The organism is Nocardioides sp. Soil_C_8, assembly GCF_057656315.1.
In genome coordinates, this window is record NZ_JBDGKQ010000001.1 from 681,076 (window position 1) to 702,458 (window position 21,383).

The window sequence follows — 21,383 nt, forward strand, 5'->3', positions numbered from 1 at the left end:
AGGCGACGCCTCAGAAGCCGAGGTCGCGGGCGGTGGCACGGATGCGGTCGGCGCTCTCGCGCAGCCCCGCGAGCTCGGCACCGACCATCGGGACCTCGAGCCGCCGCTCGGCACCGCCCGATCCGACCACCGTCGGCACGGAGAGGCAGACGTCGCTGATGCCGTGGTAGTCGGCCAGCAGCGTGGAGACCGGCAGCACCCGCTTCTCGTCGCGCAGCACCGCCTCGATGATCCGGCTGCCGGAGACGCCGATGGCGTAGTTGGTGGCGCCCTTGCCCTTGATGATCTCGTAGGCCGCGCCCACCACCTCGGCCGCCATCGCGTCCCGCTCGTCGGCCGCCACCAGGTCGGTGACGGGCACGCCGCCGATGCTCGCGCTGCTCCACAGCGGGATCTCGCTGTCGCCGTGCTCGCCGACGACGTAGGCGTGGACGTTCTGGACCGCGACGCCGCAGCGTGCCGCCACCAGCCCGCGCAGCCGCGCCGAGTCGAGCACGGTGCCCGAGCCGAAGAGCTGCTCGGTGCCGAGACCGGTCAGCTTCTGGGCGGCGTACGTCACCACGTCGACGGGGTTGGTGACCATCACGAAGCGGGCGTCCGGGGCCGCCTCCACCAGGGCCGGCATCAGGGAGCGCAGCATGCTGGTGGTCGAGGCCGCGAGGTCGAGACGGGTCTGCCCGGGCTGCTGCTTGGCGCCTGCCGTCACCGCGACGACCTGCGCCCCGGCGCACACGGAGACGTCGGCCGACCCCTCGACGTGGGCGGTCGGCAGGAACTGGAGGCCTTGGCGGAGGTCGAGCTCCTCGGCCCGCACCTTCGCCGCGTCGACGTCGTGCAGCGCGACGGTGGTGGCGACGCCGCGGACCAGGCAGGCGTAGGCGAGCGTGGAGCCGACGGCGCCGGCGCCGACGATGGCGATCTTCGCGGAGGACACGCCTCATCGTGGCAGCCGGCGCCCTCGGGGGACAGGGGCCGTCGGGGTCCGGCCCCTGTCGGGCTCCGCCCGGCTCAGCCGGTGTGGTGCACCTCCTGCAGGCCGTAGACCGGCGTCTCGATCCCCTCGTGCCGCGCCTTGAGCTGGAGCGCGAGGTAGAGCGAGTAGTGCCGCGACTGGTGGAGGTTTCCGCCGTGCATCCAGAGGTGGTCGACCTGCGTCGGCTTCCACATGTTGCGCTGCTCGCCCTCCCACGGGCCGGGGTCCTTGGTGGTCTCCGAGCCCAGGCCCCAGCACTTGCCGAGGCGATCGGCGGTCTCCTGGTCGATCAGGTCGGCGACCCAGCCGTTCATCGAGTTGTAGCCGGTGGCGAGCACCACGAGGTCGGCAGGCAGCGTCGTGCCGTCCTCGAGCACGACGGCGTCCTCGGTGAGGTGGTCGATCTGCCCCTGCACCAGCTTCACGTCGCCGTTGGCCACCAGCTCGGCGGCACCGACGTCGATGTAGTAGCCGGACCCGCGCCGGAGGTACTTCATGAACAGGCCCGACCCGTCGTCGCCCCAGTCGTGCCGGAAGCCCGACTTCTCCAGCCGGTCGTAGAAGTCCTTGTCCTGCTCCGCCATCGCCTCGTAGGCGGGGATCTGGAAGGTGTGCAGGATCCGGTAGGGCAGCGAGGCGAAGATCAGGTCGGCCTTCTCGGTCGTCACGCCGGCGGCGAGCGCCCGCTCGGAGTAGAGATCACCCAGCCCGATCTCCATCAGGCTGCTGCTCCTGACGATGTGGGTCGACGAGCGCTGCACCATCGTCACGTCGGCGTCGTGCTCCCAGAGCGCGCCGCAGATGTCGAAGGAGGAGTTGTTGCTGCCGATGACGACCGCCTTCTTGCCGGCGTACGCATCGGGGCCGGGGTGCGCGGACGAGTGGTGCACGTCGCCGCGGAACACGTCCGTGCCCGGCAGGTCCGGGATCCGCGGCTTGCCGCTCATGCCGGTGGCGAAGACCAGCTGCTGGGGCCGCAGCGTCAGCGGCTTGCCCTCGCGCTCGACCTCGACGGTCCACTCCTGGGTCTCCTCCGACCAGGTGGCGCTGGTGGCAGTGGTGCTCGACCAGTAGGGCACCTCCATGATCTTCACGTAGGACTCGAGCCAGTCGCCGACCTTGTCCTTGGGCGCGAAGACCGGCCAGTTGTCCGGGAACTTCAGGTAGGGCAGGTGGTCGTACCAGACCGGGTCGTGCAGGCAGAGCGACTTGTAGCGGTTGCGCCACTGGTCGCCAGGGCGCGGGTGCTTGTCGATCACCAGGCTGGGCACGCCGAGCTGGCGCAGGCGCGAGCCGAGGGCGATGCCGCCCTGCCCGCCGCCGATGACCAGGACGTACGGCTGCGTGGTCGAGCCGAGGCTCTCCGCCTCCTGCTGGCGTTGCTCCTTCCACGTGACCCGGTCCTTGAAGGCGCCGTGCTGGGTGCCCATCGGCCGGTGAGTGCCGCGCGGCTCCTCGTGGCCCTTCAGCTCGTAGAGCGCGGTGAGCAGCGTCCACGCGCGGTCCTCCCCGTCGTCCTCCTTCAGCCGGAGCAGCCCGTTGCCGCGGCCGGTGCCGGTCTCGAAGGTGATCCATGCCGTCACCACGCCGTCGGCCTCGTCGGGCGGCTCGCTGGTCCCGAATCCCTCCGCACCCGAGCGGGCACCGGCGGCGCCGACGAGGTCGGCGACGCCGTCACGGCCCTCGACGGTCTTGAGGTTCCAGGTGAACGCCACCAGGTCGCGCCAGTAGCACTCCGTCGCGAACAGGTCGGCGGCTGCGGTCGCGTCACCGGCGGCGAGGGCCGCCTCGAAGCGGGCGAGCCACGAGTCCACGCGCGCCTGCGGGTCCGGGGTGGTCGGGTCGGCGCCGGTCGCGGGATCCAGGGTCTGGGTCATCGGTTCTCCTTCAACTACGCTGGTGTGACCGAGCACACACCGCCGGAGCCGGGCTCCGACAGGGTTGCGAGAGGTTGCAACCGCTCGGCCGGAGGACCCCGAGGGAACTGCATGACCGACCGCGAGCTGCACCGCAGCCGTGAGGCCGCGCTCGCCGGTGGCGGGCGGGCTCCCCTCCCCCGCACCGAGATCGCAGCCTCGTGGCGGCGGGTGGCGGCCACCGGGCTCGACCCGGGATCAGGTGCCGACATCCCGCCGATCGACGCAGCCGGGCTCGAACGACGACGGGTCGATAGCGGGCTGGCCGACGTGGTGCCGCGGCTGGCGGAGTCGCTGGCGCCGGTCGTCGACGCCGGCCAGCTGGTCGTCGTCGCCGACGCCGAGGGCCGGGTGCTGTGGCGTCTCGGTAGCAGCGGCGTACGACGCCTGGCGGACGACCTCGGCTTCGTGGGCGGCTCGGCGTGGACCGAGGCCAACGTCGGCACCAACGCGATCGGCACCGCTCTCGTGCTCGGGACGGCCGTGCACGTGCAGGGACCGGAGCACTTCGTGGAGTCGCACACCCGCTGGGGGTGCGCCGCGGCGCCGCTGGTCGACCCGTGGACCGGGCGGACGCTCGGCGTGCTCGACGTCAGCGGCCCGAGCCGCGGCATGCACCCGGCCGAGCTCGCGCTCGTCCAGCTCGCCGCACGGATGACGATGTCGGAGATCGTGGCCCGGCACCGCGCGGCCCTCGACCGGCTCCGCGCCCGGGCCGCGCCGCTCCTCGCCGGGCTGAGCGGGGACGCGCTCGCGATCGACCACGCCGGCCACCTCGCCGCCGCCATCGGCAGCCGCAGCCCCGAGCGGGTGGCGCTCCCCGACCGGCTCACCGCCGGCCGGGTCTGGCTGCCGACGCTCGGCCACGCGACCGCCGAGCCGCTGGACGGCGGTTGGCTGCTGCGCCTGGAGTCCGGCGAGACCACGGACGCCGCGACGTCCACGCTGGTGCTCGAGCTCGACGGCGAGTCCCGGCTGGTGGTCTCCGGTCCGAGCGGGTCGTGGTCGCGCGCCCTCTCGCCCCGCCACGCCGAGATCCTGCTCTCCCTCCTCGAGGCCGGCCATGCGGGCCGCACGGCCGGCCAGCTCTCCGAGGACCTCTTCGCCGACCCGGGTCGCACCGTGACCGTGCGCGCCGAGATGTCCCGCCTGCGGCGGCTTGCGGGCAGCCTGCTGCTCTCCGGCCCCTACCGGCTGGCGCCCGGCCTGGCCACCGAGGCCCGCGGGGATCGCGCGTCCGCGCTGCCTCGCTCGTCCGCCCCGGTCGTACGTCGCTGGCGCACCGGCGCGTGAGCGTTCGGCAACGGCTCGTGCACAGCTCGGCAAAGCCGGTCACGTGCCCCTCACGCGCTGCCTACCGTCGATCGGGTGGGGGGACGAGGGAGCAGAAGGCTCGCGCGCGCTGTCGCGGCGACCTGCCTGGCGAGTGGGGTGCTGGGTGTGGGCGGCGCGGCAGCGCACGCGGCCGACGACTATCCGTGGGCGTGGCAGGGCCAGTGCCCGATCGTGCCGCAGGCACCGATCGAGGAGCCCGACCCGGCTCCCGTTCCTGCTCCCCCGCCCGCACCCGGGCCGGGACAGCCCGGGCAGCCCGGGCAGCCCGGGCAGACACCCGCTGTCGAGACGCCGCCTCCGCCGCCGCCACCGCCGCCGGTCCTCGACCCGGTGTCCGGCCACCTCTACGACCCGCGCGGCCCGCGGCCGACCTGCGCCCGCCACGTGTGGTCGATCAACGGCTCGATCGGCGACTCGTGGGGCTTCGTGCTCCGCAACTGCACGAGCTTCGTCTCCTGGCGCCTCCACGAGCGCAACGGCCTGGCGGGATTCGGCAACCACTTCGGGAGCCGCCACTGGGGCAACGCCGCCAACTGGGACGACGTCGCGCGCCGGCTCGGCTACCGGGTCGACTCGGTGCCCGCCATCGGCGCCGTCGCCCAGACCGATGCGGGACGGGTCGGCCACGTCGCGTGGGTCAGCGACATCGGCCCCGGCACGGTGACGGTCGAGGAGTACAACTACGGCACCCCGGGTGGCTACGGCACCCGCACCGTCCCCGTCGGCGACTTCCGCTACCTGCACCTCGCCGACGTCGCGCCCTCCCCGCTCGTGGGCTCGGACCGGCCCGTCGTGTCGGTGGCCGACGGCCTCGGCGGGTCGTGGACCGCGCGCGTCGACGACCGCGGCACCCTGCTCCTGACCGCCCCCGGCCGACCGACGCGGGAGGTCGGTCGCCGGGGCGCCTTCACCCCCGTGGTGGCACCCGCGCTGAGCCTCGACCACCACGGTCGGCCCTGGGTGGCCGCGACCGCACGCGACGGACGCGTCCTGGCCGGTACGACGCGACGCGGGCGCGTGGTCCTCCGCGACGTCGGCACCTCCGCCCCCACCGCGAGCCCCGCGCTCGCCCAGTCGCGGACCCGGCGCCCCGTGCTCGCAGCGATCACGAGCGAGGGCACGCTGGTCACCAGGCGACTCATCCGCGAGGGACGCTGGACTGCTCCCGCCCGTGTCGGCAGGCCGGCGTCGTGGTCCACCCACGCCGCGCCGGTGCTGGGCAACGACGCCACCGGCCGCACGTGGCTCGTGGCCGTCGGGGCGCGCGGCGCGACGTACGCCCAGTCCCTCGAGCGCGGTCGTCTCGTGCGGCTGCTCGGCCCGGCCGCGTCGCCCACCTCGACTCCCGCGCTGACCACCGCGTCCGGGACGACCTGGCTGCACCAGGTCGACGCGACGGGCCGGCTCGGCACACGCACGCTCGACGGTCGCCGGTGGAGTCGTACGACGACGCTGCCGGGCCAGTGGTCGCCGTACGCCTCGCCCGCCGTCGCGGAGGCCGCCGGTGGCCTGCAGGTGGCCGCGACCGACCGGGCCGGCGAAGTCGTGGTCGTCAGCGCCGTGCCCGGACGACCGTCACGACGCCTCGGGCCGGCGGGCGACCCCACCCGGTCGCCCGGACTGGTCACCCGCCGCACCCGAGGACTCGTCGTCGTGGCGCGCACCGGGTCGCGCCTCGTCGCACGCCCGGCCGCGCCGCGGGTCGACGACCTCCGTCCGGCGCGACCGGGTTTCCGTCCCTGACTGCGCCTCAGCGCCCGGCGTAGGCCCAGGAGGTCACGTTCTCGGTGTCCTCGAGGCCGGTGAACCCTTCGACGGGCGCATAGGTGTCGGTCTCGAACTCGATGTTCTCGTCGTCGGCGGTGCCGCCCACGTCGTCCGGACCGACCCCGTAGAGGTTCTGACCGAAGTTGGCGCCGCCGGAGTCCATCATGTTGTGGATCTCGTCGGCGTTGTCGGTGTGGTAGCTGCCGATGGTGTGGCCGACCTCGTGTGCCGTCACGTTGGCCACCGCCGCGGTGACGAACGCGATCCTGTCGCTGCTCGCGTTGATGTAGGTGTTGAGCGACGACGCCGGGCCCGCGGGCGCGCTCAGCACGTCGAGCAGCACGATCGCCTCGTCCTGGTGGCCGAAGTTGCCCGGGTCGATGTACTGCGCGATGCCGATGGTGCTGATGCCCGTCTCGGCGATCGTGCCGGCGACGTAGATGCGCGAGACGTTCTCCTGCCCGATCAGGTCCTGGTTGTCACGCGCGTTGAGGACGTCGACGGTGACCGCCGGGTTGGTGCCGGCGATCTCGGCCTGCAGGTTGCGTCGCACCTGGTTGAGGATGCGGTTCTCCATCCGGCGGGCCTCGGTGCGGGCGATGCCCCACTGCGGCACGAACGCTGCGAACGGCGAGACGTTGCGCTGGCCGGGACCGCCCCAGGTGGCGGTGTTGACCCGACCGGGGGCGAAGTCGAGCAGCACGGTCTGCCGCCGGCCGCGGTCCCCCTGGGTGCCGGGGCGGTAGCCCTCGACCGTCACGTCGTACGCACCGCTGCCGCCGGTCACCTGCACGGTGTACCAGCCGGCCTCCTCGGCGACGTAGGCGATGGCGGTGTTGCCGCCGCCGATGAGCGGCGAGGTGGGCGGGTAGAGCGAGGAGGCGTCGGTGCCGACGCCGCCCACCCGCTGCTCGCCCGAAGGGGTCCGCACCGTGAGGCCGGTCGCCGAGCCCTCCGCACCGGCACCGACGACGTCACCGGGGCGCAGGCGCACGGAGTAGTAGTCGGTGTCGAGGACCCGGCTCGCGATGGAGACGCGGTAGGCGCCGGTGTCGGCGCCCCCGGCGCCGCTGCCGGAGTCGAACGGGTCGTCCGGCAGCGGGTCGAGGGCATAGCCGCCGACCATCACGTAGTAGGTGCCCGGAGCCTCGGGCGTGTAGCTGAGCGAGCTCAGGACCCCCGTCCCGCTGTCGTCGTCGGCGGCCACGGGCTCGCCCGCCGCGTCCCAGACGACGAGGATCGTGTCGGTGCCGGCGGCGCTGCCCTCGGTGTCCGCCGTCAGCGTCTGGCCGGCCCCGACCTCGACGGAGAAGAAGTCGAAGTCGTTGGTGCCGTCGCCGCCGGAGGCGACCGGACCGTGCGGCCCGTCGCCGAGCACGGAGCTCGTCACCGAGGAGCCACCGGCGGCGGTGATGCCGGTGGACGTCGCCAACGGGATCGCGCCCTGGTCCTCGGTGGTGGTCACCGTGCGCGGTGCTCCCGGCGGGGCGGCCAGCTCACCCAGGATGCGGACGGCGGGCATGCGAGCCGCGGCCGTGCCGAACCCGGGGATCGGCTCGGCGTCCAGGTGGGAGTCGTTGGACCCCCGGGTCCCGGCGGGCTCCTCCTCGTCGTGGACGAACGGCGTCAGCACGCCGCGGGCGTTCACACCCCGCCCGTCGGCGCCGAAGGCGGTACGACGGTTGGCCACGAGCCTGGCGGAGTCGGCGCGACGCGCCGCCTGCTCGTGCATCCGCTTGTTCCAGGCGAAGTAGTTCGCGTCGGCGATGTCCGGCAGGTTGGCGAGGTAGGGGTTCGGGTTGGTCCGAGCCGTCAGGGCGGCGTCGGTCTCCTTGGGGGCCACCTGGATGCCCAGGCCCAGGGCCTCCTGCTGGGCCGGGCTGACCCCGTCGTCACCGGCCGGTGCGGCGACGGACAGGGCTGGGGTGACGACGGCCAGCAGACCGGCACATCCGGTCGCGACCACGAAATTTCTGCGCACTTGAGCGCTCCTCCCGAGATAGAACGGGATCGAGCACCACGTGCCGATGATCAGTCGTCGCGGGGCCCGATCCCCTGACTCTCGTCAAGGTAGGCCCACCCGGCCCGGCCGGGAATGCTACTTAGGTCGCGATCACGAGCCGCTGTAGTTGGGAGCCTCGACCGTCATCTGCACGCCGTGCGGGTGGCTCTCCTTCAGCGAGGCCGAGGTGATCCGGACGAACCGGCCCTTGTCCTGCAGCTCGGGGATGGTCCGCGCGCCGACGTAGAACATCGACTGGTTGAGGCCGCCGACGAGCTGGTGGGCGACCGCGGACAGCGGCCCGCGGTAGGCGACCTGGCCCTCGATGCCCTCGGGCACGATCTTGTCGTCGCTGGCGACCTCGGCCTGGAAGTAGCGGTCCTTGGAGTAGGACTTCTTGCCGCGGCTGCTCATCGCGGCGAGCGAGCCCATGCCGCGGTAGGACTTGAACTGCTTGCCGTTGACGAAGACGACGTCACCGGGCGACTCCTCGCAGCCGGCGAGCATCGAGCCCACCATCACCGCGTCCGCGCCGGCGACGAGGGCCTTGGCGATCTCGCCGGAGTGCTTCATGCCGCCGTCGGCGATCAGCGGGACGCCGGCCGGCTTGGTGGCCAGCGACGCCTCGTAGACGGCGGTGACCTGCGGCACGCCCACCCCGGTGACCACGCGGGTGGTGCAGATCGAGCCCGGCCCGACGCCGACCTTGACCGCGTCGGCGCCCGCGTCGACGAACGCCTGGGCGCCCTCGCGGGTGGCGACGTTGCCGCCGATGACCTGCACGTGCTTGGTGGCCGGGTCGGTCTTGAGCCGGCGGACCATGTCGAGCAGGAGGTGGACGTGGCCGTGCGCGGTGTCGGCGACGAGCACGTCGACGCCTGCCTCGACCAGGGTGGTGGCCCGCTCCCAGGCGTCGCCGAAGTAGCCGATGGCGGCGCCGACCAGAAGCCGGCCGTCGCCGTCGTACGACGCGTGGGGGAACTGCTCGCCCTTGACGAAGTCCTTGACCGTGATGAGGCCACCGAGGCGCCCCTCGCCGTCGACGAGCGGGAGCCGCTCGCGCTTGTGGGCCCGGAGGAGCGAGGTGGCGTCGTCGCGCGAGATGCCGATGTCGCCGGTGATCAGGCCCTCGCTGGTCATCACCTCGTTGACCTTGGTGGTGGCCCACTCCGCGACCGGGGTGAAGCGCAGGTCGCGGTTGGTGATGATGCCGAGCAGGTGGTTGTCGAGGTCGACGACCGGGAGGCCGGAGACGCGGTACTCGCCGCACAGCCGGTCGAGCTCCTCGAGCGTCGCGTCGGGGCCGATGGTGACCGGGTTGGAGATGATGCCGGTCTGCGTCCGCTTGACCAGGTCGACCTGGCGGGCCTGGTCCTCGATGGACAGGTTGCGGTGCAGCACGCCGATGCCGCCCTCGCGCGCCATCGCGATCGCCATCCGCGCCTCGGTGACGGTGTCCATCGCCGCGCTGATCAGCGGCACGCGGATCGAGATCTCGCGCGTGAGGCGCGTGGTCGTGTCGATGTCGCTGGGCGCGAGGTCCGACTCCCCCGGCAGCAGGAGCACGTCGTCGTAGGTGAGGCCGAGCGCAGCGAACTTCTCCGGGATCTCCACGCCGCCATTCTACGGGCGGTTCGGAGCGCTCTGGGACAGTGGCAAGGGTGGGGGCGGGACGGATGGTCTGGGCAGCGGCGGCCGTGGCGTTCCTCGCGCGCTTCCCGTCCCTGCTGTGGCCGCTGCGACCCGACGAGGCAGGCTTCCTGATGGTCGCCCGCAGCTGGCAGCCGGAGCCCGACTCGCTCTACGGGCGCTACTGGGTCGACCGGCCGCCGCCGATCATCTGGCTGGTGCAGGCCACCGACAGGCTCGGGGGGCCGTACGCCCACCGCCTGGTCGGCGGGCTCGCGTGCTCGCTGCTGGTGCTGGCCGCTGCCGCAGCCGCGCGGGAGGTGGCGGTCCGGGCCGGCGTGCTCGACCCCGCCGCGGTCCGCCGCCTGGCGGGGTGGGTCGCGGTGGCGACCGCCGCGCTGGTCACCAACGCCGAGATCGACCCCGTCGGCGCCAAGGGCGAGCTGTTCGGCATCCCGCTCGTGATGGCCTCGTGCTGGCTCGCGCTGCGGGCCGTGCGCCGCGTGTCACCCCCGGACGCGTTCCTCGCCGGCCTGCTGGCGATGCTCGCGGTGGGGATGAAGCAGAGCATCGTCGGCGGCCTCGTCTTCGGCGCCGTCCTGCTGGCCGGGTCGGTCGTCGCGCGACAGGTCGGACCGCGCGACGGCCTCCGCTGCGCCGGGGCCGCTGCCGCCGGGGCCGCCGTGCCGGTGGTGGTCGTCGTGGCCTGGGCGGTCGGGGCCGGCGTACGCCTGCAGACGCTGTGGTACGACGTCGTCGCCTTCCGCTCCGACGCCAACCACGTCCTCGCGTCCCAGCCGTCCACGGCTGCGACCGAGCGGATCTCGGTGCTGCTGCTGATCTTCGTCGGCACCGGCATGTTCCTCGTCGGGGCCCTCTTCGCCGTCCGGCTCCGCGGCCTCCTGCGGCACGACCCCGTGCCGGTGGTCGCGATCGCCGTGATGCTCGGGCTCGACCTGCTCGGGGTCGCGCTGAGCGGGAGCTTCTGGTCGCCGTACCTGTTCGTGCTGCTCCCCGGCCTCGCGCTCGCGCTGGCCGTGCTGGTGGCGCACGACCACCTCGACCGCGTCCGGCACCGGGTCACCCCGCTCGCCGTCGGCTTCGTGGTGCTCTCGAGCATCGTCGCGATGGCCGGCTGGACGGGCGCGTGGGTGAAGGGCCGGGTCCCCGTCGAGGTACGCACCGGGGAGGCGATCGCGGCGGCCGCGTGGCCCGGCGACCGGGTGCTGGTCTACGGCGGGCGCGCCGACATCCAGTGGGCGACCGGCACCCAGTCGCCGTACCCCTATCTCTGGTCGCTGCCGATGCGCACCCTCGACCCGGGCCTGGAGGACCTCGAGGAGGTGCTGACGGGGAGCAACCCGCCGACGTGGTTCGTCGAGGCGACCTACATCAACACCTGGAGCGAGCTCGGCACCGTCCCGATCCAGGGCTCGCTGATCCGCAAGTACGAGTTCGTCCAGACCGCGTGCCGGCGCTACAGGATCTACCACCTCAACACCGTCGATCCGGTGGAGGTCGACGTCGATTGCTCGACGCCGTTCCGGACGATCTGGGGACGCTGACGGCGGCGGTCGACCTGCTCGAGAAATGCCGACGGCCCGCCCCGCCAAGTGGCGGAGCGGGCCGTGCGAGAGGCGTGTCGATCAGTGGCCGTGGCCGTGACCGTGGCCGGCGGCGGCCGCCGGCTCCTCCTCCTCGGGCTTGTCCACGACGAGGGTCTCGGTCGTGAGCAGCATCGCGGCGATCGAGGTCGCGTTGACGAGCGCCGAGCGGGTGACCTTGACCGGGTCGAGCACGCCCTGGGCGACCAGGTCGCCGTACTCGCCGGTCGCGGCGTTGTAGCCGTTGCCGACGCCGAGGTCACGGACCTTGGACGTCACGACGTAGCCGTTCTCGCCACCGTTCTCGGCGATCCAGCGCAGCGGCTCGTCGGCCGCCTTGCGGACCACGCGGACACCGGCGGCCTCGTCGCCGGTGAGGCCGAGGCTGTCCTCGAGCACCGACACGGCGTGGATGAGCGCGGAGCCACCGCCGGGGACGATGCCCTCCTCGATCGCGGCGCGCGTCGCGGAGACGGCGTCCTCGATGCGGTGCTTCTTCTCCTTAAGCTCCACCTCGGTGGCGGCGCCGACCTTGATCACGCAGACGCCACCGGCGAGCTTGGCGAGGCGCTCCTGGAGCTTCTCGCGGTCCCAGTCGGAGTCGGTGTTCTCGATCTCGGCCTTGATCTGGTTGACGCGGCCCTCGACGGCGGAGGCGTCGCCCGCACCCTCGACGATCGTGGTGTTGTCCTTGGTGATGACCACGCGACGCGCCTGGCCGAGCACCTCGAGGCCCACCTGGTCGAGCTTGAGGCCGACCTCGGGGGCGACGACCTGGCCGCCGGTCAGGATGGCGAGGTCCTGCATCATCGCCTTGCGGCGGTCACCGAAGGCCGGGCTCTTCACCGCGGCGACGTTGAAGGTGCCGCGGATCTTGTTGACGACCAGCGTCGACAGCGCCTCGCCGTCCACGTCCTCGGCGAGGATGAAGAGCGGCTTGCCGGTGGCGATGACCTTCTCGAGCACCGGGAGCAGCTCCTGGATCGAGGAGATCTTGCCCTGGTGGAGGAGGATGTAGGGGTCGTCGAGGACGGCCTCCATCGACTCCGGGTCGGTGACGAAGTAGGCCGAGATGTAGCCCTTGTCGAACTGCATGCCCTCGGTGAACTCGAGCTCGGTGCCCATGGTGTTGGACTCCTCGACCGTGATCACGCCGTCCTTGCCGACCTTGTCGAAGGCCTCGGCGAGCAGGTCGCCGATGTGGCTGTCGCGGCTGGAGATCGTCGCGACGGACGCCATGTCCTCGCGGGACTCGACCTCGCGGGCCGCCTCGCGCAGGGCGTCGCCGACGGCCTCGGCCGCTGCGTCCATGCCGCGCTTGAGCCCCATCGGGTTGGCGCCGGCCGCGACGGCGCGCAGGCCCTCGTGGACCATGGCCTGGGCCAGGACGGTGGCGGTGGTGGTGCCGTCACCGGCGACGTCGTTGGTCTTGGTGGCCACCTCCTTGGTGAGCTGGGCACCGAGGTTCTCGAACGGGTCGTCGAGCTCGACCTCGCGAGCGACGGTCACACCGTCGTTGGTGATCGTGGGGGCGCCCCACTTCTTGTCGAGGACGACGTAGCGGCCCTTGGGGCCGAGCGTCACCTTGACGGCGTTGGCGAGGGCGTCGACGCCGCGCTCGAGGGCGCGGCGGGCGTTCTCGTCAAACTCCAGGATCTTGGGCATCAGTGAGCTCCTAGGAACAGGTCAAAGGGATTCGCCCGGACGTCATGGCCGGAGGTCGCGCGAGCGACCCGGGGCCATGACGTTCCGGGCGAAAGGGGAATCAGGAGACGACGGCGAGGATGTCGCGCGCGGAGAGGATCAGGTACTCCTGGCCGGCGTACTTGACCTCGGTGCCGCCGTACTTGCTGTAGATGACCTTGTCACCCACGGCGACGTCGAGCGGGACGCGGTTGCCGTTGTCGTCGATGCGACCGGGACCGATCGCCACGACCTCGCCCTCCTGGGGCTTCTCCTTGGCGGTGTCCGGGATGACCAGGCCGGAGGCGGTGGTCTGCTCGGCTTCGAGCGTCTGGACGACGATGCGGTCCTCGAGGGGCTTGATGTTGACCGACACTTCGGATCAACCTCCACTTTCTCAAACAAGAGATCTTCAGGACGTGGGCTCGCGGTCCGGCGGCACGCCGTCGCGGGGGTCGTGCCAGGCTCACGAGCGTTGGCATTCTCGGGGCGAGAGTGCCAGAGCAGACGCTAGCACTCTGCCCAATCGAGTGCTAGCCGGTGTCGCCGCTGACAGGATGACGGCGTGGAGATGGAGACCCTGGACTGGCTGCGCACCGCCGAGGGCGCCCGGCTGGTGGCCGATGCAGCCGCCGCCTGGGTGGACCACGCCGGCGACCCGGTGCGGGTCGCGGCCGTCGTACGACGTCTCGAGCCCGACGCGGAGAAGGCAGCGGCCGCGACCACACAGGCCCAGCTGCGCGCGAGGGCCGTCGCGAAGTTCGGCGAGGCCGCGCACCGGATGTACTTCACCCCCGACGCGCTCGAGCAGTCGACGCGGCTGCGGGTGGCCGACCACCGCGCCGCCCGGGTGGCCGCCGCCTTCCCCGGCGGCAGCGTCATCGACCTCGGCTGCGGCATCGGCGGCGACCTCCTCGCCTTCGCGCGGGCCGGGCTCGTCGCGGCCGGCGTCGACCTCGACCCCGTGCGGGTGTCGATGGCGCGCGCGAACCTCGAGGAGCTCGGTCTCGCCGGAGCCGTGCAGGTGGGTGACGCCACCACGATCGACCCGGCCGCCTTCGACGTCGCCTTCGCCGACCCGGCCCGCCGGGGCGGCCGGGGCCGGGTGTTCGACGTCGAGGGGTGGACTCCGCCGTGGCCGTGGGTGCTCGACCTGCTCGCCCGCCGCGCGGTGGTGAAGGTCGCCCCGGGCATCGGTCACGACCTGGTGCCGCAGGGCGTCGAGGCGGAGTGGGTCAGCGACGGCGGGGAGGTCAAGGAGGCCGTGCTCTGGTCGCCGGCGCTCGCCACCACCGACCGCCGGGCCACCGTGATCGGCGAGCACGGCCTGGCCACCCTCACCGACGAGGACTCCCCCGCCGACGGCGAGCCCGGGACCGAGGCCCGCGAGGTGGGGGCCTTCCTCTACGAGCCCGACGGCGCCGTGATCCGTGCCGGACTGGTCACCGCGGTCGCCTCCGGCGTCGGTGGTGGGCTGGTCGACCCCCACATCGCCTACGTCACGAGCGACGCCTCGTTCCGCACGCCCTTCGCGCGTGGCTACCGGGTCGTCGAGCACCTGCCCTACCGCGAGAAGCAGCTGCGCGCGGCCCTGCACGAGCGCGGGATCGGCCGGCTCGCGATCAAGAAGCGCGGGGTGCAGGTCGTGCCCGAGGAGCTGCGCAAGCGGTTGGCCCTGCGTGGCGACCGCGAGGCGACGCTCGTGCTCACCCGGGTCGCCGGGCAGGGCACCGCCCTGCTCGTCGAGCCCTTCTGAACGACGCGCGCGTTCAGCAGCCCGGTCGGGCCACTCCCCGGACGGTGACCGGCAGCCGGCCCGGCGCCGTCGCCTGCCCGGTGAGCACCTCGACCAGCACCTGCATCGCCGCGGGCGTGTCACCGAAGGTGGCGATCCGCGTCGGCGCCGCCACCTGACCGAGCACCCAGGGCGTGTCCGTGGCCACCGCGACCTCGCCGTCGACGGGGGCGTCCCGGAACCCGGTGAACCCGACCTGCGTCCCTGCTGCGAGCCGCGCGTCCTCGGCCGCCTGCCACGTGGCGAGGCGACGCTCGCGGCGGGCCTCCGCCTTCTGCCACGCCTTGACGCGCCGCTGGTAGGCGCGCTTGCGCTCCTTCTTCTTCCGCTCCGGCCGCTGCTCCGCCGTCGTGAGCGCGGCCGGGGGCGAGCGGCGCGCCAGCACGGTGATCCCTGCGGCCCGGGCCGCCGGGGTGAACGTCGCGACCGCACCCGGGTCGCCGTAGGCGTGCACGACGTCGCCGACCAGTCGGCCCGTGCAGGCGCCGTCCGTGACGGTCACCGCGGCGGCTGAGAGCCGGCGGGAGGCGTCCGCCGCCGTGCCCGCCGCCTTCGCCGACGGCTTCGTCCCCTGCGCGGCGAGGTGGGTGAGCAGGGCGATCTGTCGCGCGGCCGCCTGCTCCAGGCGCCGGCGGGGCAGGGTGCCGCCGCGCACGGCGCGCACCACCGCGGCCCTGGCGACGGCGGGCGAGGGCGGCATGAGCAGGACGTCGGCGCCGGCACGGAGGGCCTGCACGGCCGTGCGGCCGGGGTCGCGGCCGCGGGTGACGGCGGCCATCTCGAGCGAGTCCGTCACCACGAGGCCGCCGAAGCCGAGCTCGTCGCGGAGCAGGCCGGTGACCACCTTGCGCGACAGCGACGACGGCACGCGGGGATCGACGGCGCGCACGTCGAGGTGCCCGACCATCACCGCCGGCAGGCCGGCCTCGATGCCGCGGGCGAACGGCACGAGGTCGGACGCCTCGAGCTCCGCCCTGGTCCTGTCCTGGACCGGAAGCGTCAGGTGGCTGTCGGCCGGTACGGACCCGTGGCCCGGGAAGTGCTTGACGACCGGCATCACCCCCGAGGTGCTGAAGCCGGTCGCGGCGGCGACGACCTGCTCCGCGGCCGCCTCCGGTCGCGACGAGGCGGACCGTGACCCGATCGTCGGGTCGCCCGGGCCCGAGGTGACGTCCGCGTCGGGGGCGAAGTCGACGGTGAAGCCGAGCCCGCGCATCTCCGCGGCGCCGGCGGCGTACGCCTCCTGCGTCAGCCCCGGGTCGCCGGCGGCGCCCGTGCTCATGAAGGCCGGGAACCGGGTTGCCGCGCCGCGCAGTCGCTCGACGACGCCGCCCTCCTGGTCGACGCCGAGGAAGAGCGGCCACTTCCGGGGGACCTGGCGGGTCAGGGCCCGGTTGACGGCCCTGACCTGCTCGGCCGAGGAGACGTTGGCGCTGAAGGCGATGACCCCGCCGAGGTGCAGGTCACGGACCATCCGCACGGGCGCGGCGGTCCCCTGCCAGTCGGCGACGATGACCTGTCCGGCGAGGTCGGGCAGCCTCATCCGGTCGACGACCCGTGCGGCCCGGTCCAGCTCGGCGCGTGTGGGACCCCACCCCTCGGCAAGCCCGAGCGCCTCCGACGGCGTCGGCGGGACGGTGGGCGTGCTCGTTGCCGGTGCGGTCTCCGCCGGCCGCTCCCCGTCGCCACCCGCGTCCTGCCCGTCGCACGCAGCGAGCGACGCGACGAGCACCAGCGACGCCCCCAGTCCCACCAGGGGCGAGACGGAGCGGGGGCGCATCACGCCATGGTGGCACGCGGTGCAGCACCGGAGAATTCGGATGACCCGGGATGCACTGCCCCTCTAGCCTGTGGTCGTGCACTCCGGGACCTTGCTGCTCCGCCTCCGCTGACGGAGACCCGACGCCGGCCGTCGCCGCGTCCGGGTCCGTCCCCCGGCCCCTCGGCCGGGCAGCCCGGTGACCCCTCCGCGTGCTGCCCGGTCGCCCCAGCGACCTACGGAGCTACCCCGTGCCCACGTTCAACGCTTCTTCACCGACCCCGTCCGCCCTGCCGTCCGTCCGCGCCCGGGACGTGGGTGTCGTCCTCGGCGGCCGACGCGTCCTCACCGACGTGTCGGTGACACTCACCCCACGCTCGCGCCTCGCCGTCGTCGGCGAGAACGGCCGCGGCAAGACCACGCTGCTGCGCGTGCTCGCCGGCTCCCTCGAACCCGACGAGGGCAGCGTCGAGCGCGACGGGACCCTCGCGACGGCCGAGCAGTCGATGCCGGCGGGCGGCCGAGCGACGGTCGGCTCGCTCGTGGCCGCCGCGACCGCCGACGCCCGGGCCGCGCTCGCCGCCCTCGACGCCGCGACTGCTGCCCTGGCGTGTGACGAGCCGGGCGCCGACCTGGCGTACGCCGACGCCCTCGACCTGGCCACCCGCCTCGACGCCTGGGACGTCGAACGCCGGGTCGACGTCGCGCTCGCCGGCCTCGACGCGTGCACCGACCGTGGACGTCGGCTCGCGACGCTGTCGGTCGGGCAGCGCTACCGGGTGCGCCTGGCGACCGTCCTCGGCGGGTCGGACGACCTGCTGCTGCTCGACGAGCCCACGAACCACCTCGACGCGAGCAGCCTCTCGTTCCTCACCCGGGCGCTCCAGGAACGGGCCGGGGGCTACCTCGTCGTGTCGCACGACCGGGCCCTGCTCCGCGACGTCGGCACGGAGTACCTCGACCTCGATCCCACGCACGACGGGCGTCCCCGTCTCCATGCTGGCGGCTACGCCGCCTGGCAGGAGGGCCGGCGACGCGAGCTCGAACGCTGGCGCCAGGTCCATGCCGACCAGGTCGCCGACCGGGACCGGCTGGCGCGGGCGGCCGACGAGGCCCGATCACGGCTCAGCACCGGCTGGCGCCCCGGCAAGGGCACCGGCAGGCACCAACGGCAGTCCCACGCCCCCGGCGTCGTCCAGGCGGTACGCCGCCGGGAGGAGCTGCTCGAGGCGGCCCGCGTCACCACCCCGCCCCCACCGGCCGCGTGGCACTGGCCCGAGCCCGACACCCGCAGAGGTGCCCCGCTGCTCCGCGCCGACGGCGTGTCGGTCCGGGGACGGCTCCCCGTCCCTGTCTCCGTGGCGCTGGCCGGGGGCGAACGCCTGGTGGTCACCGGTGCCAACGGGGCCGGCAAGTCGACGCTCCTGGCAGTGCTGGCGCGCCACCTCTCCCCCGTCTCGGGCGCCGTGCACATCCAGCCCGGCGCCGAGGTCGGGCTGCTGCGCCAGGAGGACGAACCGGACGGGCACCTCTCCCCCGGACAGGCGCGGCGCCGGGTGCTCGCAGCGCTCCTGCGGCGGCGACCCGACGTCCTGCTCCTCGACGAGCCGACCAACCACCTGTCCGCCACGCTGGTCGACGAGCTCACGCGCGCGGTGCGTCGTACGCCCGCCGCCGTCGTCGTCGCGACCCACGACCGGCAGCTCCTCGCCGACCTTGCCGACTGGCCACGCCTCGACCTGTCGGCGGGATGACTTCACCGTCCGTGGCGGTCCGGGCGCTCCCAGGGCCAGTCCTCCTCGAGCCAGGTGGCCACGGCGTCCGCGAGCGGCCGGTCGAGCCCGGCCCGGTCGGCGCGGACCCACGACCGGACGTCGACGTCGTGCTCCTCCGACCGGCTCGGGTAGAGGTAGACGCACCCGATCACGTCCCGGCTGCCCGGCTCGAGCACGGTGAAGGTGAACCCGCCTCGTGACTCGAAGTCCGCCGCGTGGCGGGTGAGGTCGCCGAGGTTGTCCTCGAGCGACATCCCGCCGACGGGCGGCCACGAGCCGTCCCGGAAGCCCGGCGTCCCGCGGATGTGCTCGATGCTGCCCGACCACGCGGCGTGGTCCGACTCGTTGTGCTGCGGCCCCAGGGGCTCCAGCACGAAGCCGTCCCCCACCAGCGACGTCGGCGGCTCGAAGTCTTGGGGCACGAACTCGGTCGTCGTCATCCGGCGACCGTAGCCCCGACACGCCGCCGCGCGCCCGCCCTTTCCCCCACTGGCACCTGAGTCTCCGAGCGACTCAGCCGTCCAACAGGGCCGAGCGGCCCCCCCATTGCTCCGCTGGCACCTGAGTCTCCGAGCGACTCAGGTGCCAGCGGATGGATCGGTGGCGGTGGGGGGCGGGAGCGGGCCTGTGGAGAAGCCGCCGCGGTTGTCGGTGCCTGCGGCTGCACTGGTCGGACGGGACGACATCGACGAGAGAACGGAGCAGCGGATGAGGACGGACGACGAGTGGGATCCCGCGTGCGAGTGGAGCGCGGAGGAGGTCCAGTGGTACCTGATGGGGCCGTTCGAGGGAGGCGTGCCCGGGCTCGTACGCCGCATCAGGCGGATCCTCGACGTGTCCCAGCGCGGGCTCGCGGCGCTCATCGGGGTGTCGCAGTCCGTCGTGGCGCGGTGGGAGACGGGCCGGACCAGCCCGCGGGTGAGCATGGTGCAACTGCTCTTCAGGCTCGCCGGCCTCCGGGCCGCGGTGCACGACGCCGAGACCGGCGAGGTGGTCGAGCCGATGCGCGACGACGGCGCTCGCGACCGCGCGGACCGGCGCTACCCGGCGCACGTCGACCTGACGGTGACCGGGTGGTACGTCCCGCGTGGCCTCGAGTGCACTGCTGAGCCCGCCAGGTGGCGTCGGCGCTCACGCGAGCTGGAGGAACCGCGCGTGCGGCACCACACGTCCCGCTACCTGCGGCGGCTGCAGCGACTCGTGTTCGGCACGCCCGTCGACCACCCGGCCCCGCACCAGCTGGTGGCGGAGGCCGTGCACCTCGACGAGGTGCGGGCCGCCCGGCTCGGACAGCGCCGGGCGGCGTAGCGCCTCAGTCGCCGCTCAGCCGGCCAGGCCCTCGCGCTCAGCGCCGATCGTCGTGTCGGGGCCGTGACCGGTGTGCACGACCGTCTCGTCCGGGAGCTCGAAGAGGCGTCGCCGGATCGAGTCCTCGATCACGTCGGCGTCGCTGTAGGAGCGGCCCGTCGCACCCGGACCACCCTGGAACAGGGTGTCGCCGGTGAAGACGCAGCCGAGGTCGTGGACGTAGAGGCACACCGCGCCGGGCGCATGACCCGGCGTGTGGATCACCTTGACGGCGGCGCCTCCGATCGTGAGCTTCTGGTCGTCGGCCAGGTCGACGTCCCACAGCTCGGCCCCCTCCTCGTCGCCACCGTGGGTCAGCTCCCACAGCGGCCTGTCGTCGGGGTGCAGCAGGATCGGCGCCCCGGTCGCCACCCGCAGCGCCGGTGCGACGCGCACGTGGTCGTCGTGGGCGTGGGTGCACACGATCGCCTTCACGGTGCGACCGGCGACGACCTCGAGGATCGCGTCGACGTCGTGGGGTGCGTCGACGACCAGGCACTGCTCGTCGTCGCCGATCACCCAGACGTTGTTGTCGACCTGGTGGGTCTCCCCGTCGAGGGAGAAGGTGCCGGAGACGACGGCGTGGTCGACCCGGACTGAGGAACCGGCCATCAGAGGACCACCACCGAACGCAGCACCGTCTCCGAGTCAGGACCGCCGTGCATCTTCTCGAAGGCGGCCTCGACGTCGCCGATGCCGATCTCCTCGGTCACGAAGGCGTCGAGGTCGAGCCGGCCCTGCTGGTAGAGGTCGACCAGCATCGGGAAGTCACGCGAGGGCAGGCAGTCGCCGTACCAGGAGGACTTGAGCGACCCCCCGCGGCCGAAGACGTCGATGAGCGGGATCTCGGGCACCGTCATGTCCGGCGTGGGCACGCCGACCAGGACCACGGTCCCGGCGAGGTCGCGCGCGTAGAACGCCTGCTTCCACGTCTCGGGGCGACCGACGGCGTCGATCACCACGTCCGCACCGCCCTCGTGGCCCGTGCCGTCCGGCGGAGGCGTCAGCGACCTGATCGCCTCGACCGGGTCCACCTCCTTCGAGTTCACCGTGTGCGTCGCGCCCATCGAGCGCGCCCGCTCGAGCTTGCGGTCGTCGATGTCGACGGCGATGATCCGCGCCGCTCCGGCCAGCGCCGCACCGGCGATCGCGGCCGCACCGACGCCACCGCAGCCGATGACGGCCACGGTGGAGCCACGCCCGACGTTGCCGGTGTTGATCGCCGCGCCGAGGCCGGCCATCACGCCGCACCCGAGGAGACCGACGGCGGCCGCGCGGGCCGACGGGTCGACCTTCGTGCACTGACCAGCGGCGACCAGCGTCTTCTCCGCGAAGGCCCCGATCCCGAGGGCGGGCGACAGCTCGGTGCCCGCGAGGTCGCCCTCGGCGAGCGTCATCTTCTGGGTGGCGTTGAAGGTCGCGAAGCAGTACCACGGCTCGCCGCGGTTGCAGGCGCGGCAGTCGCCGCACACCGCGCGCCAGTTGAGGACCACGAAGTCGCCCGGCTCGAGCCCGGTCACGTCCGGACCGACCGACTCGACCACGCCGGCTGCCTCGTGACCGAGGAGGAACGGGAAGTCGTCGTTGATCCCGCCCTCGCGGTAGTGCAGGTCGGTGTGGCAGACCCCGCAGGCCTGGATCTTCACCACCGCCTCGCCCGGGCCCGGGTCGGGGACGTTGATCGTGGTGAGCTGCACCGGCTCGCCCTTCGCGAGCGCGACGACGGCCTGGACCTGCTGCATCGGTGTGCCTCCTGTGGATCGGGTCGACGAGAGCCTTGCAACGCAAGCCAAACAGA

General features: G+C 73.3%; 16 protein-coding genes. 6 read left to right on the forward strand and 10 right to left on the reverse strand.

What is annotated here, in order from left to right; genetic code table 11:
- Positions 1 to 10: 10 nt before the first annotated feature.
- Complete coding sequence (locus AC3A3L_RS03360) at positions 11 to 934, reverse strand: L-lactate dehydrogenase (RefSeq protein WP_487638625.1); 924 nt, start codon at positions 932 to 934, stop codon at positions 11 to 13.
- A gap of 74 nt (positions 935 to 1,008) precedes the next feature.
- Complete coding sequence (locus tag AC3A3L_RS03365; RefSeq protein WP_487638626.1) at positions 1,009 to 2,850, reverse strand: flavin-containing monooxygenase; 1,842 nt, start codon at positions 2,848 to 2,850, stop codon at positions 1,009 to 1,011.
- 111 nt (positions 2,851 to 2,961) lie between these two features.
- Here AC3A3L_RS03365 and AC3A3L_RS03370 point away from each other — a divergent pair, with 111 nt between their 5' ends.
- Both AC3A3L_RS03370 and AC3A3L_RS03375 read left to right on the forward strand, forming a co-directional pair.
- The gene (locus AC3A3L_RS03370) at positions 2,962 to 4,182 is read left to right on the forward strand and encodes a GAF domain-containing protein (protein WP_487638627.1); all 1,221 of its coding nucleotides are present in this window, start codon (positions 2,962 to 2,964) and stop codon (positions 4,180 to 4,182) included.
- Positions 4,183 to 4,329: 147 nt separating this feature from the next.
- A complete protein-coding gene (locus AC3A3L_RS03375; protein ID WP_487638628.1) occupies positions 4,330 to 5,967 on the forward strand; it encodes a CHAP domain-containing protein in 1,638 nt (545 codons plus the stop codon).
- 7 nt (positions 5,968 to 5,974) lie between these two features.
- Here the strand turns inward: AC3A3L_RS03375 and AC3A3L_RS03380 are convergent, their stop codons facing one another.
- Together AC3A3L_RS03380 and guaB are read right to left on the reverse strand one after the other, a co-directional pair.
- On the reverse strand, positions 5,975 to 7,972 hold the full coding sequence (locus AC3A3L_RS03380) for a DVUA0089 family protein (protein WP_487638629.1): 1,998 nt from the start codon (positions 7,970 to 7,972) through the stop codon (positions 5,975 to 5,977).
- Between the two features lie 132 nt (positions 7,973 to 8,104).
- Positions 8,105 to 9,607, reverse strand: a complete 1,503-nt coding sequence (gene guaB, locus AC3A3L_RS03385; RefSeq protein WP_487638630.1) for an IMP dehydrogenase — start codon at positions 9,605 to 9,607, stop codon at positions 8,105 to 8,107.
- 47 nt (positions 9,608 to 9,654) lie between these two features.
- Between guaB and AC3A3L_RS03390 the strand changes: the two genes are divergently transcribed.
- A complete protein-coding gene (locus AC3A3L_RS03390) occupies positions 9,655 to 11,187 on the forward strand; it encodes a hypothetical protein (protein ID WP_487638631.1) in 1,533 nt (510 codons plus the stop codon).
- Positions 11,188 to 11,268: 81 nt separating this feature from the next.
- Here AC3A3L_RS03390 and groL read toward each other — a convergent pair whose 3' ends face one another.
- Together groL and groES are read right to left on the reverse strand one after the other, a co-directional pair.
- A complete protein-coding gene (gene groL, locus AC3A3L_RS03395; RefSeq protein WP_487638632.1) occupies positions 11,269 to 12,891 on the reverse strand; it encodes a chaperonin GroEL in 1,623 nt (540 codons plus the stop codon).
- 100 nt (positions 12,892 to 12,991) lie between these two features.
- On the reverse strand, positions 12,992 to 13,285 hold the full coding sequence (gene groES, locus AC3A3L_RS03400; protein ID WP_056605525.1) for a co-chaperone GroES: 294 nt from the start codon (positions 13,283 to 13,285) through the stop codon (positions 12,992 to 12,994).
- A 195-nt stretch (positions 13,286 to 13,480) separates the two neighbouring features.
- On the opposite strand from groES, the gene AC3A3L_RS03405 reads away from it, so the two are divergent.
- Positions 13,481 to 14,665 carry a class I SAM-dependent methyltransferase gene (locus AC3A3L_RS03405; RefSeq protein WP_487639820.1) on the forward strand — a complete coding sequence of 395 codons (1,185 nt, stop codon included), beginning with the start codon at positions 13,481 to 13,483 and terminating at the stop codon, positions 14,663 to 14,665.
- 13 nt (positions 14,666 to 14,678) lie between these two features.
- On the opposite strand, the gene AC3A3L_RS03410 is transcribed toward AC3A3L_RS03405, so the two are convergent.
- Complete coding sequence (locus AC3A3L_RS03410; RefSeq protein WP_487638633.1) at positions 14,679 to 16,484, reverse strand: glycoside hydrolase family 3 N-terminal domain-containing protein; 1,806 nt, start codon at positions 16,482 to 16,484, stop codon at positions 14,679 to 14,681.
- A 230-nt stretch (positions 16,485 to 16,714) separates the two neighbouring features.
- Between AC3A3L_RS03410 and AC3A3L_RS03415 the strand changes: the two genes are divergently transcribed.
- The gene (locus AC3A3L_RS03415; protein WP_487638634.1) at positions 16,715 to 18,217 is read left to right on the forward strand and encodes an ATP-binding cassette domain-containing protein; all 1,503 of its coding nucleotides are present in this window, start codon (positions 16,715 to 16,717) and stop codon (positions 18,215 to 18,217) included.
- A 2-nt stretch (positions 18,218 to 18,219) separates the two neighbouring features.
- On the opposite strand, the gene AC3A3L_RS03420 is transcribed toward AC3A3L_RS03415, so the two are convergent.
- A complete protein-coding gene (locus tag AC3A3L_RS03420; RefSeq protein WP_487638635.1) occupies positions 18,220 to 18,678 on the reverse strand; it encodes a GNAT family N-acetyltransferase in 459 nt (152 codons plus the stop codon).
- A gap of 268 nt (positions 18,679 to 18,946) precedes the next feature.
- Between AC3A3L_RS03420 and AC3A3L_RS03425 the strand changes: the two genes are divergently transcribed.
- Positions 18,947 to 19,546, forward strand: a complete 600-nt coding sequence (locus tag AC3A3L_RS03425) for a helix-turn-helix domain-containing protein (RefSeq protein ID WP_487638636.1) — start codon at positions 18,947 to 18,949, stop codon at positions 19,544 to 19,546.
- Between the two features lie 15 nt (positions 19,547 to 19,561).
- Here the strand turns inward: AC3A3L_RS03425 and AC3A3L_RS03430 are convergent, their stop codons facing one another.
- Entirely contained in the window at positions 19,562 to 20,197 is a 636-nt protein-coding gene (locus tag AC3A3L_RS03430) for an MBL fold metallo-hydrolase (RefSeq protein WP_487638637.1), read from the reverse strand.
- Positions 20,197 to 21,327: an S-(hydroxymethyl)mycothiol dehydrogenase gene (locus AC3A3L_RS03435; protein WP_487638638.1), complete on the reverse strand. Its 1,131-nt coding sequence runs from the start codon at positions 21,325 to 21,327 to the stop codon at positions 20,197 to 20,199. The genes AC3A3L_RS03430 and AC3A3L_RS03435 overlap by 1 nt, the downstream gene beginning before the upstream one ends.
- Positions 21,328 to 21,383: the final 56 nt, after the last annotated feature.